Source organism: Streptomyces sp. NPDC000941, from assembly GCF_053599555.1.
Genome location: NZ_JBSFMM010000100.1, coordinates 25,159 through 40,885, shown reverse-complemented (window position 1 = coordinate 40,885; position 15,727 = coordinate 25,159). Strand labels below are relative to the sequence as shown.

Annotated in this window: 12 protein-coding genes; 8 read left to right on the top strand and 4 right to left on the bottom strand. The window is 70.8% G+C overall.

Translation table 11 applies throughout. The annotated features are described in order from the left end of the window. Positions 1-17 precede the first annotated feature (17 nt). A complete protein-coding gene (gene holA, locus ACWDSL_RS28935) occupies positions 18-965 on the top strand; it encodes a DNA polymerase III subunit delta (protein ID WP_450490295.1) in 948 nt (315 codons plus the stop codon). Positions 966-1,109: 144 nt separating this feature from the next. Here holA and ACWDSL_RS28930 read toward each other — a convergent pair whose 3' ends face one another. Beyond that, positions 1,110-2,081, bottom strand: a complete 972-nt coding sequence (locus ACWDSL_RS28930) for a hypothetical protein (RefSeq protein WP_450490293.1) — start codon at positions 2,079-2,081, stop codon at positions 1,110-1,112. 566 nt (positions 2,082-2,647) lie between these two features. On the opposite strand from ACWDSL_RS28930, the gene ACWDSL_RS28925 reads away from it, so the two are divergent. Next, a complete protein-coding gene (locus tag ACWDSL_RS28925; protein ID WP_450490291.1) occupies positions 2,648-2,983 on the top strand; it encodes a hypothetical protein in 336 nt (111 codons plus the stop codon). A 139-nt stretch (positions 2,984-3,122) separates the two neighbouring features. On the opposite strand, the gene rpsT is transcribed toward ACWDSL_RS28925, so the two are convergent. Further along, positions 3,123-3,389, bottom strand: a complete 267-nt coding sequence (rpsT, locus tag ACWDSL_RS28920; protein ID WP_089506760.1) for a 30S ribosomal protein S20 — start codon at positions 3,387-3,389, stop codon at positions 3,123-3,125. Between the two features lie 259 nt (positions 3,390-3,648). Here rpsT and lepA point away from each other — a divergent pair, with 259 nt between their 5' ends. The 4 genes from lepA (at position 3,649) to hemW (ending at position 11,593) form a co-directional block, all read left to right on the top strand. Next, positions 3,649-5,529 carry a translation elongation factor 4 gene (gene lepA, locus ACWDSL_RS28915; RefSeq protein ID WP_450490289.1) on the top strand — a complete coding sequence of 627 codons (1,881 nt, stop codon included), beginning with the start codon at positions 3,649-3,651 and terminating at the stop codon, positions 5,527-5,529. Positions 5,530-5,778: 249 nt separating this feature from the next. Then, positions 5,779-7,668, top strand: a complete 1,890-nt coding sequence (locus ACWDSL_RS28910) for an AMP-dependent synthetase/ligase (RefSeq protein ID WP_450490287.1) — start codon at positions 5,779-5,781, stop codon at positions 7,666-7,668. A 367-nt stretch (positions 7,669-8,035) separates the two neighbouring features. Next, positions 8,036-10,024: a SpoIIE family protein phosphatase gene (locus ACWDSL_RS28905; protein WP_450490285.1), complete on the top strand. Its 1,989-nt coding sequence runs from the start codon at positions 8,036-8,038 to the stop codon at positions 10,022-10,024. Between the two features lie 336 nt (positions 10,025-10,360). Beyond that, positions 10,361-11,593: a radical SAM family heme chaperone HemW gene (gene hemW, locus ACWDSL_RS28900; RefSeq protein WP_450490283.1), complete on the top strand. Its 1,233-nt coding sequence runs from the start codon at positions 10,361-10,363 to the stop codon at positions 11,591-11,593. Between the two features lie 87 nt (positions 11,594-11,680). On the opposite strand, the gene ACWDSL_RS28895 is transcribed toward hemW, so the two are convergent. Together ACWDSL_RS28895 and ACWDSL_RS28890 are read right to left on the bottom strand one after the other, a co-directional pair. Next, entirely contained in the window at positions 11,681-12,511 is an 831-nt protein-coding gene (locus ACWDSL_RS28895) for a DUF3097 domain-containing protein (RefSeq protein WP_450490281.1), read from the bottom strand. Positions 12,512-12,572: 61 nt separating this feature from the next. Next, entirely contained in the window at positions 12,573-13,301 is a 729-nt protein-coding gene (locus ACWDSL_RS28890; RefSeq protein ID WP_450490279.1) for an MBL fold metallo-hydrolase, read from the bottom strand. 150 nt (positions 13,302-13,451) lie between these two features. Here ACWDSL_RS28890 and hrcA point away from each other — a divergent pair, with 150 nt between their 5' ends. Then, positions 13,452-14,468: a heat-inducible transcriptional repressor HrcA gene (gene hrcA / locus ACWDSL_RS28885; RefSeq protein ID WP_450490277.1), complete on the top strand. Its 1,017-nt coding sequence runs from the start codon at positions 13,452-13,454 to the stop codon at positions 14,466-14,468. Then, positions 14,469-15,605 carry a molecular chaperone DnaJ gene (gene dnaJ / locus ACWDSL_RS28880; protein WP_450490275.1) on the top strand — a complete coding sequence of 379 codons (1,137 nt, stop codon included), beginning with the start codon at positions 14,469-14,471 and terminating at the stop codon, positions 15,603-15,605. The last annotated feature ends 122 nt before the right edge of the window (positions 15,606-15,727 follow it).

Genomic DNA, 15,727 nt, shown 5'->3' with positions numbered 1-15,727 from the left:
CGGCGCCCGCCGCGAGCGTGAGAGCGGGGGGGCTCCTGGACGAGCGGCTGGACGCCCGCGCGGTGGCGCCGGCCGCCGCGGCGGCCCCCGCCGCCGACCCGGACACCGATGTGCGCGACCTCATGCCGGACGCGCTGCAGCCCGGCACGCTCGCCGAGCTGACGAGCCCTTCTCTGTTCGCCGAGCGCAAGGTCGTGGTGGTGCGCAACGCACAGGACCTGTCGGCGGACACGATCAAGGACGTGAAAGGGTATCTGAGCGCCCCCGCCGAGGAGATCACTCTCGTGCTGCTGCATGCCGGCGGCGCCAAGGGCAAGGGGCTGCTGGACGCCGCCCGCAAGGCGGGCGCGCGCGAGGTCGCGTGCCCGAAGATGACCAAGCCGGCCGACCGGCTGGCCTTTGTGCGGGCGGAGTTCCGGGCCACCGGGCGGTCCGCCACGCCGGAGGCGTGCCAGGCGCTGGTCGATGCTATCGGAAGCGATCTGCGCGAGCTGGCGAGTGCCTGCGCGCAGCTCGTCGCCGATGTGGAGGGCACGATCGACGAGGCTGTCGTCGCCCGCTACTACACGGGCCGTGCCGAGGCGTCCAGCTTCACCGTCGCCGACCGCGCGGTCGAAGGGCGCACCGCCGAGGCCCTGGAGGCGCTGCGCTGGGCCGTGTCCACGGGCGTGGCCCCGGTGCTGATCACCAGCGCCCTCGCCCAGGGCGTGCGCGCCATCGGCAAGCTCGCCTCGGCGCCGCGCGGTGCGCGCCCCGGCGATCTGGCGCGTGAGCTCGGCATGCCGCCGTGGAAGATCGACCGGGTGCGGCAGCAGATGCGCGGCTGGTCGGCGGATGGTGTGGCGGTGGCGCTGCGCGCCGTGGCCGAGGCCGACGCGGGGGTCAAGGGTGGCGGCGACGACCCGGAGTACGCGCTGGAGAAGGCGGTGGTCACCGTCGCCCGTGCCGCCCGAGCGGGCCGCTAGGCCCCTTCTCCCACGGAGATTCAGCAGAGCTGGATCCATCAGAGATGCGGTAGAAAAGCCACGGACCCGCCCGGGGTTACCGGACGGGTCCGACGGTGACAGCCCGCGCGGCTGCCGCTTCGAGCCGGTTGGCCAACTGGCCGACTACTTCTGCAGCTTCTCCAGCGTCCCCTTGGCGCTCGCCTTGAGCATTTCGGTGATCTCGGCATTGCTCTTGACCGGGCTGTCCGACGAACTCGACGCGTACTGCGACCACGTCGTCTGGTACGTCATCCAGCCGTCGCGCACCCCGAGGATCACATAGGCGCTGGTGTTGCTGGTGCTCTCGTACTCCTGCGCCACCACATACGCCTCGTCGCCGACACCGCTGACCTTGGACACCTTGTAGTGGGTGGTGGAGGTCTTCTGGTTCTTGTACGACATGTAGGTCGCCTTGAACTCGGGCGTGGGGTCGGTCTTCCGGTGAAGATACGCCGTCGTGTAGAGCCAGGCGGAGGAGTAGTCGCTGCTGGACGAGGAGCTGGGCTCGTAGTCGACATTGCATGTCATCGAGTCCATGGCCGGGTCCTCCGAGCTGCTGTGCTGCGGATTGGTCCCGCTGGTCGACTCCTTCTCCTTGAAGGAGGCGTTCTCGATGGGGGTCAAGTCGCTGGAGGAGCACAGGTTGTTGGCGTACTGGTAGGTCCCCAGGTCGGCCTTCTTCTCGTCGCTCCCGAAGCCGCCGGTCGAGAACACGACCCCGGCCCACACCGCCGAGGCGACGACGGCCCCGCCCAGGCCCCACAGCCAGCCCTTGCCCCGGCCGCCGGGGTTGACCGGTCCGGCGGGCGGCATGTGTGGCTGGGCGCCCATCGGGCCGTACCCGGCCCCGGCCGCAGTCTCGGGTGTGGACCAGCCACCGACGCCGGGAGGCGCGGGAGGACCAGGGGGCCCCGGGGGCATCGCGGTGACGGCGGGCATGGCGGGCATCGTCGGCTGCGCGTACGGATACGGCGACTGTCCCTGCTGCGGGCCCTGCGCGTAGGGGTTCGGCTGTGGGGCCGGTGCGCCTGGCTGAGGTGGCTGAGGCTGCTGCGGCGGCCCGTACGGGTTGGGAGACTCCCCCGGTATCGACATGACGTGAACATACCCGATAAAGGCCAAAAGCCCCACGCTGCCCTGGGGAAACGTCCCGCCACCGCGGAGCTGTTGCGGAATGCGCCGGACGCTCTGGCGCCGCAGTGACGCATAGCCGTCGCTCACCTTAATCGACGCCGTCGCCCGCCCGCCGCCGAGGCCGCAGTTGTCCGCTTGTCTGTCCGGTCTGAGCTGGGCTTTCGGACAACTCCCGACGGCCCGAGAGTCGAGGCACCGGCAGCCGGACGGGACATCGACCGGGTCGGGGACAGGCGCCTGACGGCGCTTCTGCCCGCCTGACGCCGTCCGTCGGCCGGCAGTCAACCGGGAAACGGAATCGCTTCCAGGATTCGCCTTCCAAGAAAGGACACCCGATATGCGACGTACCACCGCCGCGGCTCTGAGCGCCGTCGTGCTGGGAGCCGTGGGCGTGCTCGGCGCGCAGCCGTCGGCCTTCGCCGACCCGCGCACCGACACACTCCAGCAGCAGATGGACGAGACGCTGGCCAACACCCAGGGCGGCCGGCAGATCAGCGACTACGAGATCGCCTGGGACGGCGGCGCGGATGCCGTTCGACGTGCCGACGACCTTCGACGGGGACGCCGTGCGATGGAACGAGGACGCGGACACCCTGCGGGTCTGCGATCAGACTCCCGATGGGGTGGGCATACGGGCGTACGTCTTCACTCCGGCCGGCACGGACATCTGGGCCGACGGCGGGGACGCTCTCATCAAGGGGAGCGACACCAGTGACGACGGGGCATGCGAGGAGTCCTCGCGCGATATCCACGAGGCGGCGCACCTCTCGCTCAGGGTCTGCAAGAGCAGCAAGGGCAGCGAGAGCCGCAAGAGCGACAAGACCGGTGAGCCGCCCGGCAAATGCTGGCGCGTGCGGCTGTGATGACGCCCGGGACACAGCAATGCCCCCGGAGTGGGCCCGGGGGCATCGGACGTAGCGTGGCGTACTACGAAGACTGTCCGTGATTCGAGGTAGAGGGCTCGAATGTTCCCACGGCGGGGTGGGGCGGTGGCCCCGAGAATCAGCCCTGGAGGCCGGCGACCTGGCTGGCCAGGGCCGACTTCTTGTTGGCGGCGTTGTTCTTGTGGAGGACGCCCTTGCTGACGGCCTTGTCCAGCTTCCGGGACGCGACGCGGGCGGCGGCGGTGGCCTTCTCGACGTCACCGGCGGCGACGGCCTCGCGGGTCCGACGGATCGCGGTCTTCAGCTCGGACTTGACGGACTTGTTGCGCAGGCGCGCCTTCTCGTTCGTCTTGTTCCGCTTGATCTGGGACTTGATGTTCGCCACGTAAAGAGCCTTCGCAGGTTCGTTGGATTTCGCTGTTTCGTTTCGCGTCCGGTGTCGCTCGCGAGAGCGGCACGAGACACAGTCGACCAGATTACCAGCAGGCTTCGCGGCCTCCTAAACGGAGCCGAATCCGTACCGAACCCGGCCGCCGTCGCCGTACCGAACCCGGGCGCGGTCGCCAGTCGTGGGACCATGGACTGACGACTGACTGACATCACTGTCTGACAACACCGCGTCCCGCCTAGACACAGGACCCTGCGTGCCCGCGACCCCTACCAATGTGCCGGAGCCGAGCCGTACCGACCCGGCTCTCATCCGTAACTTCTGCATCATCGCGCACATCGACCACGGCAAGTCGACGCTCGCCGACCGGATGCTCCAGCTGACCGGTGTGGTCGATCAGCGGCAGATGCGCGCGCAGTACCTCGACCGCATGGATATCGAGCGCGAGCGCGGCATCACGATCAAGTCCCAGGCGGTCCGGCTGCCCTGGGCGCCCCAGGGCGGGGATCAAGGCGGGGATGCGGGCGCCACCCACATCCTCAACATGATCGACACCCCTGGCCACGTGGACTTCACCTATGAGGTCTCGCGCTCCCTCGCGGCCTGCGAGGGCTGCATCCTGCTGGTCGACGCGGCCCAGGGCATCGAGGCGCAGACCCTGGCCAACCTCTACCTGGCCCTGGAGAACGACCTCACGATCATCCCGGTCCTCAACAAGATCGACCTCCCGGCCGCCCAGCCCGAGAAGTACGCCGCCGAGCTGGCCCACATCATCGGCTGCGACCCCTCCGATGTGCTCAAGGTCTCCGCCAAGACCGGTGAGGGCGTGGCCGAACTGCTGAACGAGGTCGTCAGGCTGGTCCCGGCCCCGGTGGGCGTCAAGGACGCCCCGGCCCGAGCCATGATCTTCGACTCGGTCTATGACGCGTACCGGGGCGTCGTGACCTACGTCAAGGTCGTCGACGGCACGCTGGGCAAGCGCGAGCGCATCAAGATGATGTCCACCGGCGCCGCCCATGAGCTGCTGGAGATCGGCACCAACTCGCCCGAGATGACCCCTGCCGACGGGCTGTCCGTCGGTGAGGTGGGCTATCTGATCACCGGGGTGAAGGACGTCCGCCAGTCCAAGGTCGGCGACACGATCACCCAGTTCACCCACGGGGCGACCGAGGCGCTGGGCGGCTACAAGGACCCCAAGCCCATGGTCTTCTCCGGGCTGTATCCGCTGGACGGCTCGGACTACCCGGAGCTGCGCGAGGCGCTGGACAAGCTCCAGCTCAACGACGCCGCGCTGGTCTACGAGCCGGAGACCTCGGCGGCCCTCGGCTTCGGCTTCCGCGTCGGCTTTCTCGGCCTGCTGCATCTGGAGGTCATCCGTGAGCGCCTGGAGCGCGAATTCGGTCTCGATCTGATCGCCACCGCGCCCAATGTGATCTACCGGGTGGACATGGAGGACGGTTCCGAGCACACGGTGACCAACCCCAGCGAGTTCCCCGTGGGCAAGATCGACAAGGTGCACGAGCCGGTCGTACGGTCCACCATCCTGGCCCCGAGCGAGTTCATCGGCGCGATCATGGAGCTCTGCCAGAACCGCCGCGGTGTGATGCTCGGCATGGACTACCTCTCCGAGGACCGGGTCGAGATCCGCTACACCCTTCCGCTTGCCGAGGTGGTCTTCGACTTCTTCGACCAGCTGAAGTCCAAGACCCGCGGCTATGCCTCGCTCGACTACGAGCCCACCGGCGAGCAGGTCTCCGACCTGGTCAAGGTCGACATCCTGCTGCACGGCGACAAGGTCGACGCGTTCTCCGCGATCACCCATAAGGACAAGGCGTACGCGTACGGCGTCCGGCTGGTCGCCAAGCTGCGCGAGCTGATCCCGCGGCAGAACTTCGAGGTGCCGATCCAGGCCGCCATCGGCAGCCGGGTGATCGCCCGCGAGACGGTCCGCGCCATCCGCAAGGACGTGCTGGCCAAGTGCTACGGCGGTGACATCTCCCGGAAGCGGAAGCTGCTGGAGAAGCAGAAGGAAGGCAAGAAGCGGATGAAGATGGTCGGCAGTGTGGAGGTCCCGCAGGAGGCCTTTATCGCGGTGCTGTCCTCCGACTCCGAGGGCGACGCGAAGGCGAAGAAGTAGGGCGGGCCGGCGGGCAGTGGGTCCGGCGCGCGTAGCGCCAGGCCCACTGCCCTCTTCACGCGACTGCCGCCCCACGCTTCCGCACCGACGCGCCCTTGGTTTCAACAAGGTGGCCGAAGCCCCCTTACGCGGTACGGTTCCGGCCCTTACCCTGATCACTGCTCAAAGGTTACTCGCGAGTCAATAAGCGTGAGGCGAGCGAGGCAAGCGAGACAAGCACTGAGGCGGGCTCCGGAGGATGCCGTGACCGTGACCGACACAAAAACTTTGCTCGAGAACCGCCCGCCGTCCCTGGCGACGCACTTCCTCCAGCGCGTCGAGGCGACGCCGGACGCCGAGGCCTACCGCTATCCGGTCCCGCCCGCCTCGGGCGAGGGCCCCGACGACTGGCAGCCCCTGACCTGGCGCGAGACCGCGGACCGGGTCTTCGCCATCGCCGCCGGCCTGATCGACCTCGGCGTCCGCCCCGAGGAGCGGGTGGCGCTCGCCTGCTCCACGCGTATCGAGTGGATCCTGACCGACCTCGGGGTGCTGTGCGCGGGCGCGGCGACCACCACGGTCTACCCGAACACCAACGCCGAGGAGACGGCCTTCATCCTCTCCGACTCCGGCAGCCGGGTGCTGATCGCCGAGGACGGGGCGCAGCTGGCCAAGGTGCGGGAGCAGCGCGAGGAACTTCCCGACCTGGCCCATGTCGTGGTGATCAAGGCCGAGGACGCGATCCCCGCCGAGGGCGACCCCGAGGGCTGGGTGCTCTCGCTCGCCGAGCTGGAGAAGCGCGGCACGGCCCACCTCGACGACCACCCGGACGCGGTGCGCGAGTGCATGGACGCGCTCCGCGCCGACCAGCTGGCCACGCTCATCTACACCTCCGGTACCACCGGACGCCCCAAGGGCGTACGTCTGGCGCATGACACCTGGTCGTACATGGCCATCGTGATCGGCAATCTCGACGGGATCCTCTTCGAGGACGATGTGCAGTATCTGTGGCTGCCGCTGTCGCATGTCTTCGGCAAGGTGCTGACGGCGGGGCAGGTGTACGTCGGCCACACGACGGCCGTGGACGGCCGGCAGGACAAGATCATCGAAAACCTGCCGGTGGTCAGGCCCACCTACATGTGCGCCGTGCCGCGGATCTTCGAGAAGGTCTACAACGGCGTGGCGCAGCGGGCCCGCGCGGGCGGCGGCGCCAAGTACAAGATCTTCCAGTGGGCGGTCGAGGTCGCCCGCGAGTACGCCAAGACCTCCCAGGACAACTTCCGCCGCACCGGCACGGCCTCCGTGCCCATGGGCCTCAAGGCCAAGCACGCCGTCGCCGACAAGCTGGTCTACGCCAAGCTGCGCGAGGCGTTCGGCGGGCGGCTGCGGGCCGCGGTGTCCGGCGCGGCCGCGCTTGCGCCCGACATCGGCTACTTCTTCGCCGGCGCCGGCATCAACATCCTGGAGGGCTACGGACTCACCGAGACCAGCGGCCCCGGCTTCCTCAACCCCGTGGAGTACCGCACCGGCACGGTGGGCAAGGCGTTCGCGGGCCTGGAGGTGCGGGTGGCCGAGGACGGCGAGATCCTGATGCGCGGACCGTCCATCATGCAGGGCTACCACGGGCTGCCAGAGCTGACCGAGCAGGTGCTGGAGTCCGACGGCTGGTTCCACACCGGAGACATCGGCGAGCTTTCGCCGGACGGCTATCTCACCATCACCGACCGCAAGAAGGACCTGATCAAAACCTCGGGCGGGAAGTACGTCGCGCCGGCCGAGGTCGAGGGCCAGTTCAAGGCGGTGTGCCCGTTCGTCTCCAACATCCTGGTGCACGGCGCGGACCGTAACTACTGCACCGCGCTGATCTCCCTCGACGAGCCCACGCTCATGGACTGGGCGCGGGAGCACGGCCTGGAGGGCAAGTCGTACGCCGAGCTGGTGGCCACGGACGAGGTGCGGGACCTGATCGACGGCTATGTGCGGCGGCTCAACGAGGGGCTGCAGCGCTGGCAGACGATCAAGAAGTTCCGGCTGCTGCCGCGCGACTTGGACGTCGAGCACGGTGAGCTCACGCCGAGCCTGAAGCTCAAGCGACCGGTGGTCGAGCGGGAATACAAGGACCTGCTGGAGGATATGTACGCGGGTACGAGGGAGAACTGAGCGGACGCATGCGGCGGGCATCCCGGGCCGGGGTGTCGAGCGGGGGTGTCGGGTGGGGCTGATGCGCCACCCGAGGCGTAACATCCGCACAGGTGCCGCAGCTCCGACACACTGTTCACCTGATTTTTCCCCTCATCGCGGCTCACTTGCGTAACTCGGCGCATATGAGGGCGGCATGTCTGCCACTCTGTCGGTGTCGGACTACGGCGTTAGGCCGGGACTGCTCAGGAGCCGCACAGTGGGGACGCCTTCTTCTGCCACACCTGCTTCTGTCACACCTGCTTCTGTCACATCTGATCCGGCGCCGGGGGCGGTGCCGGGCGTAGTGCCCCGCCCCCGGCCCGGATCCGGGCCAGGGCCGGCGCTCGTGGCCGTGCCCGGGGCCGTACCGGCCGCTCGGATCGCCGCCGCGCGCACCAGCCTGCCCGGCAATCCGCTGGCGGCCTCCGCCGCGCGCCGGTTCGCGCGCACGGCCCTCGCGGACTGGACCTCGCTCGACTTCCCCGCCGTCGGCCGGATTCCCGACCGGGTCGCGGACGAAGTCGTACTGCTGGTGAGCGAGTTGGTCACCAACGCCGTGGTGCACGCAGGGACGGCGGTCGAGGTGAGCTGTGCGCTGGACGTCTTAACCGGGGACGGCGAAGTGCCCTCCGTGGTCGTGGAGGTGACTGACCATCACCCCACCCGTTTCCTGCGCGGTGAGCCACCCGATGAGGGCGAGGACCCGGTGTGCGCTGGGCACGGGCTGCGGCTGGTCGCCGAGCTGGCCGAGTGCTGGGGCACGGCCTACCGCCGGGACAGCAAGACGGTGTGGTTCCAACTGCCCGTCACCGCGGTCGAGTCCGCCGCCCTTCCGGGGGAACCACTTTCGGACGGCTCATTGCCCGCCGATCTGCCCGCCGCCTCGGGTGACTCCCCCAATGACGGCTCCCTAAAGGACGGCTCCCCCAACGGCGCCTCCCTGAAGAGCGATCCGTCAAGTGGCGGCACACTGAACGGCGACTCGCGCGGCGATGCGTACGCCGTCGAACTGCTGGCCCCCGACCCCCGGCGCGTCGGCGGCCGCAAGGACGACGCCGACTGGGTCCGGGAGGGCGCGCTGTCCTTCCTCGCCGAGGCCTCCGAGCTGCTGGCCGGACAGTTCGACGAGGACATGGTGACCTCGCTGGCCGCCCAGCTGCTCGTACCACGGTTCGCCGACTGGAGCGCGGTGTGGCTCGACACGGAAGGCGGCCCGCCGCGGCTCGCCCAGGTGTGGCACGCGAGCGAGAGCCGGATCGAAACCCTCCGCCAACTGCTCGAGAAGGAGCCGCTGGAACTGCCCGCCACCGCACGCGGCCGGGCCGTGCCCTGGCAGTGGCCCAGCGATCCCTCCGCGTACGGGCCCGGCGGCGCGGCTCTGGCCTGCCGGCTGATCGCGGGCGGGCGCACCGTCGGCACGCTGCTGCTCGGCCGGGCCGGGCTGATGCGGGTGCCGGGCGAGGTGGCCGGACTGGTCGAGGACTTCGCCCGCCGGGTCGCGCTGGCGCTGGCCTCCGCCCGGCAGTACACGCGCCAGGAGACGATCAGCCGGGTGCTCCAGCGCGGGCTGCTGCCGTCCCGTATCGCGCGGATCCCGGGCGTGGAGTCGGCGGTGGTGTACGAGCCGACCGGCGGCACCTCGGCCGGGGGTGACTTCTACGACATCTTCCCCGCGGGGAACGGCCGTTGGGTCTTCGTCCTGGGCGACGTATGCGGCAACGGGCCGGAGGCGGCCGTGGTGACCGGGCTCGTACGGCCCTGGCTGCGGCTGCTGGCGCGCGAGGGGTACGACGTCGGGGCGGTGCTGGAACGACTCAACCGGATGCTCGGGGAGGAGGCCGTCGAGGCCGCCGTCGAGGGCGCGGCGGAGGCCGTGGCCGCGGGCGTGGGGTTGTCGGTGGGCGGCGGGGTGTCGCGGTTCCTGTCGCTGCTGTACGGGGAGCTGGTGCCGCTGGGCGAGGAGGGCAAGGACGGCATCCGCTGCACGCTCGCCAGCGCGGGACATCCGCTGCCCCTGGTCCTGCGGCCCGACGGGTCGGTGCGCACCGTCGCCGAGCCGCAGATCCTGCTGGGTGTCGTGGACGATGTCGCGTACCAGAGCGAGACCTTCGAGCTGGCGCCCGGGGAGACGCTGGTGTGCGTGACGGACGGGGTGACGGAGCACAGATCCGGCGCCCGGCAGTTCGACGACGGGGACGGGCTGGCGTCGCTGCTCGGCGACTGCGTGGGGCTGGACGCGAGCGATCTGGCGGAGCGGATCCGCCAGGCGGTGCACGCGTTCGCGGTCGAGCCGCCGGACGACGATCTGGCGATGCTGGTGCTGCGGGCGCGGTAGGAAGCGCTCCGGACGGCCACGCGGCGGAGCCGCGGAGCCGCGTATCGGGCGGCTCCCCGACCTGACACCGGGGCTCCGCCCCGCCAGGGGCCTGGGCCCGGCCCAGGTCCCTGGCGGGGCGGGTCCCTGGCGGGGCGGGGCTGCCCCGGGCGTGCGGGGCGTTCTGGCTACGAGGCGTCCGTCCGCGCGGACCCCTCGGCCCAGGCAGGGGCGGCCCCGGCCGCACGGGCCCCCGGCCAAGGCACGGACCAGCCTTGGCTGCGCGGCCTCCCGGCTGCGCGGGCCTCTCGGCCGTGAGGCGTTCGGCGCGCTGCGCCGATGGCGGACAATGGGCGCATGCCTTCCGTACTGCCCGATGGCGAGCCCATGCCCGAGGACGGCGCGCTGCCCGTGAGCGCCGTGGCCGGGCCGGCGAACCGGCCGCTCGGGTTCTATCTGCATGTGCCCTACTGCGCGACGCGCTGCGGCTACTGCGACTTCAATACCTACACCGCCACTGAGCTGCGCGGATCCGGCGGAGTGCTCGCCTCGCGCGACAACTACGCCGACATGGTCGTCGAGGAGGTCCGCCTCGCCCGCAAGGTGCTGGGGGACGACCCCCGGCCGGTCGAGACCGTATTCGTCGGGGGCGGCACCCCGACCCTGCTGGCGGCTGCCGACCTCGGGCGGATGCTCGGTGCCATCCGGGACGAGTTCGGGCTGGCGGAGGGGGCCGAGGTCACCACCGAGGCCAACCCGGAGTCGGTCGACCCGCGCTATCTGGAGCAGCTGCGGGCGGCCGGGTTCAACCGGGTGTCGTTCGGGATGCAGAGCGCCCGGCAGCACGTCCTGCGGGTACTGGACCGCACCCACACCCCGGGCCGCCCCGAGGCGTGCGTGGCCGAGGCGCGGGCGGCCGGATTCGACCATGTGAACCTGGACCTGATCTACGGCACGCCGGGGGAGAGCGACGAGGACTGGCGCGCCTCGCTGGAGGCCGCGCTGAGCGCAGGGCCCGACCATGTGTCGGCGTACGCGCTGATCGTCGAGGAGGGCACCCAGCTCGCCCGGCGGATCCGGCGCGGCGAGGTGCCGATGACCGACGACGATGTGCACGCCGACCGCTATCTCATCGCGGAGGAGATGCTGTCGGCGGCCGGGTTCCGCTGGTACGAGGTGTCGAACTGGGCCACGTCGGACGCCGGCCGGTGCCGCCACAACGAGCTGTACTGGCGCGGCGCGGACTGGTGGGGCGCCGGCCCCGGCGCGCACAGCCATGTGGGCGGTGTGCGCTGGTGGAACGTGAAGCACCCCGGCGCCTACGCGCAGGCCCTGAGCGAGGGCCGGTCCCCGGGGGCCGGCCGCGAGGTGCTGACCGACGAGGAGCGCCGGGTGGAGCGGATCCTGCTGGAGCTGCGGCTCGCGGAGGGCTGCCCGCTGGACCTGCTGGCCCCGGCGGGCGCCGCGGCGGCGGCCCGGGCCGTGGCGGACGGCCTGCTGGAGCCGGAGCCGTACGGCGCGGGCCATGCGGTGCTCACCCTGCGGGGGCGGCTGCTGGCCGATGCGGTGGTGCGCGATCTGGTGGACTGACGCCCGTCCCAAGGCGCCTGCCTGAACCGAGGCCCTGACCTGACGTTCGGACGACCGACCCGACGCCCCGGCAGGCCCACAGGCCCCCTACGGCCCGGCCGGGCCGCCCACGGTCACATGGTCGATCAGCTCCTCCACCCGCCCCAGCAGGACCGGCTCCAGGTCCTTGTACGAGCGGACCGAGGACAGGATCCGCTGCCAGGCGGCCCCCGTGTTCTCGGGCCACCCCAGCGCCCGGCAGATCCCCGTCTTCCAGTCCTGGCCGCGCGGCACCGTCGGCCAGGCCGGAATGCCGACCGAGGAGGGCTTCACGGCCTCCCATACGTCGATATAGGGGTGCCCGACGATCAGTACGTGCTCGCCGGTGACCTCGGCCGCGATACGGGACTCCTTGGTGCCCGGGATCAGATGGTCGACCAGCACGCCGAGGCGGGCGTCGGGGCCGGGGGAGAAGTCGCGGACGATCGCGGGCAGGTCGTCGATCCCTTCCAGGTACTCCACGACCACGCCCTCGATGCGCAGATCGTCTCCCCACACCCGCTCGACCAGCTCCGCGTCATGGCGCCCCTCCACGTAGATGCGCCCCGCGCGGGCGACGCGCGCGCGGGCCTGGGGGAGGGCGAGGGAGCCGGAGGCCGTGCGGCGCGGACCCGTGGGGGCGGCGGCGCGGGGGCGTACCAGGGTGACGACGCGGCCCTCCAGAAGGAAGCCGCGCGGCTCCATGGGGAAGACCCGATGTTTACCGAAACGGTCTTCCAGAGTCACCGTGGGGCCCTGCGCGGTCTTCTCGCAGCGGATCACGGCGCCACAGAACCCGGTGGTGACCTCCTCGACGACCAGGTCGGGCTCGGCGGGCACCTCGGGCGCGGGCGCCTGGCGCTTCCAGGGTGGGGTCAGGTCCGGGTCGTACTGTCGCATCCGCATGACCCTAGCGCCGCGGCGGCGGCCTCAGGAGGACACGCCGAAACGAGCCGTGAGTTCAGCGGCCGAAACGAGCCGCGAGTTCATCGCGCTGTGCCCGGACGAAACGGGCGTCCACGGCGGCGCCGTGCCCCGGGACGTACACCGCGTCCTCACCGCCGAGGGCGAGCAGCCGGTCCAGGGCGGCGGGCCACTGGCCGGGGACCGCGTCGGCGCCCGCCTGGGGCAGCCCCGACTCCTCGACCAGATCGCCGCAGAAGACCACCTCGGGCTCGCCCGGGGCCCGGCCGGGGACGAGGACGGCCAGGTCGTGGGCGGTGTGGCCGGGGCCCACGTTCGCCAGCAGGACGGGCCGGTCGCCCAGGTCCAGGGTGAGCTCGCCGCACACCAGGTGGTGCGGGCGTACGAGATGGTCGGCGGCCCCGGCGGCGGCGCCGGGGTCCACGCCGTGCCGCACCGCGTCGTCGCGCAGCGCGTCCCGTTCGCGGCGCAGCAGCTCGTCGAGCCCGGCCGCCCCGTACACCTCGCAGCCCGCGAAGGCGGCGGTGCCGAAGACGTGGTCGAAGTGGGGATGGGTGAGGGCGATATGGGTGGGCCGGCGGCCGAAGAGCCGGGTGACCTCGCGCCGAACCCACGCGCCCTCGGCCAGGTCGGCGCCGGTGTCGACGACCAGGACGCCGGTTCGGCCGGCGATCGCGCCGACGGTCGCGTCCCAGCCGGGCAGCCGGCACCGGACGACGGACGGCGCGAGATCTTCCCAGCGCGCCTCTTCCCAACGGGTGTCCATACGGAGACGCTAGCTCCAGTGGTGGCAAAGCGGCGGCTCTTGCCCCGGCCACGGCACCCCGCCGTACACTGGCTGAGGGGTTCTGGCACTCGTGACCATTGAGTGCCAGGGGGAATACCTGATGAGACGGCTGGACTGGAGGTGCGCGCGGTGCTCAGCGAACGCAGACTCGAGGTACTGCGTGCGATCGTCCAGGACTATGTGGGCACGGAGGAGCCGGTCGGCTCCAAGGCGCTCACCGAGCGGCACCGGCTGGGCGTCTCCCCGGCCACGGTGCGCAACGACATGGCGGCTCTGGAGGACGAGGGCTATATCGCCCAGCCGCACACCAGCGCCGGGCGCATTCCCACGGACAAGGGCTACCGGCTGTTCGTCGACAGGCTGGCCGGGGTGAAGCCCCTGTCCACGCCGGAGCGGCGGGCCATCCAGAGCTTCCTGGACAGCGCCGTGGACCTGGACGACGTGGTGGGCCGTACGGTCCGGCTGCTCGCGCAGCTGACCCGGCAGGTGGCGGTGGTGCAGTACCCCTCGCTGACCCGCTCGACGGTCCGCCATGTGGAGCTGCTGGCGATGAGCCCGGCGCGGGTGATGCTGGTGCTGATCACCGACACCGGGCGGGTCGAGCAGCGCATGGTGGACTGTCCGGCGCCCGTGAGCGAGGAGTCGCTCGCGGACCTGCGGGCCAGGCTGAACAGCCGGGTCGTGGGCCGGCGGTTCGCGGATGTGCCGCAGCTGGTGCAGGATCTGCCCGAGTCCTTCGAGCAGGAGGACCGGGGTGCCGTCTCGACGGTCCTGGCCACCCTGCTGGAGACGCTGGTCGAAGAGACCGAGGAGCGGCTGATGATCGGCGGCACCGCCAATCTCACCCGCTTCGCGCATGATTTCCCCCTGACGATCCGGCCCGTGCTCGAAGCGCTTGAGGAGCAGGTCGTGCTGCTCAAGTTGCTGGGCGAGGCGAAGGACTCGGGCATGACCGTACGGATCGGTCATGAGAATGCTCACGAGGGCCTGAATTCCACTTCGGTCGTGGCAGTCGGCTACGGTTCGGGCGACGAGGCGGTCGCCAAACTCGGCGTGGTCGGACCGACCCGCATGGACTACCCCGGAACGATGGGAGCGGTACGCGCAGTGGCACGTTACGTCGGACAGATCCTGGCGGAGTCGTAAGTGGCGACGGACTACTACGCAGTCCTGGGCGTGCGGCGTGATGCCTCACAGGACGAGATCAAGAAGGCATTTCGCCGGCTCGCCCGTGAGCTGCATCCGGATGTGAATCCGGATCCCAAGACCCAAGAGCGGTTCAAGGAGATCAACGCCGCCTACGAGGTCTTGTCCGATCCTCAGAAGAAGCAGGTCTACGACCTGGGCGGAGACCCGTTGTCCGCCGCGGGCGGCGGGGGCGGCGCGGGCGGCTTCGGCGCCGGCTTCGGCAACTTCTCCGACATCATGGACGCCTTCTTCGGCACCGCGTCCCAGCGCGGCCCGCGGTCCAGGACCCGGCGCGGCCAGGACGCCATGATCCGCCTCGATATCGAGCTGACCGAGGCGGCCTTCGGGACCACCAAGGACATCCAGGTCGACACCGCGGTCGTCTGTACGACGTGCAGCGGCGAGGGCGCGGCGCCCGGCACCACGGCGCAGACCTGTGACATGTGCCGCGGCCGGGGCGAGGTGTCCCAGGTGACGCGGTCCTTCCTCGGCCAGGTCATGACCTCCCGGCCGTGCCCGCAGTGCCAGGGCTTCGGCACCGTGGTGCCGACCCCGTGCCCGGAGTGCGCGGGCGACGGGCGGATCCGCTCGCGCCGGACGCTGACCGTCAAGATCCCGGCCGGTGTGGACAACGGCACCCGGATCCAGCTCGCCGGCGAGGGCGAGGTCGGCCCGGGCGGTGGCCCGGCGGGCGATCTGTACGTGGAGATCCACGAACTGCCGCACGCGGTCTTCCAGCGCCGGGGCGACGATCTGCACTGCACGGTGACCATCCCGATGACGGCGGCGTCCCTGGGCACCAAGGTGCCCCTGGACACGCTCGACGGCCGGGAGGACGTCGACATCCGGCCCGGCACCCAGTCCGGCCAGTCGATCCCGCTCCACCAGCGCGGCGTCACGCACCTGCGCGGCGGCGGCCGGGGCGACCTGATCGTCCACGTCGAGGTGCAGACCCCGTCCAAGCTCGACCCGGAGCAGGAGGAGCTGCTGCGGCGGCTGGCCAAGCTGCGGGGCGAGGAGCGGCCGGTGGGCGAATTCAAGCCAGGGCAGCAGGGGTTGTTCTCGCGACTGAAGGATGCGTTCAACGGACGGTAGGCGCCCGGCCGGGGGTCCGGCCCGCGGCGGAGCCGCTGTTGTCCGCAGCGGCCCCGGGGGATGGAGTAAGCCAGGGCAGCAGGGGTTGTTCTCGCGCTTGAAGGATGCGTTCAACGGACGGT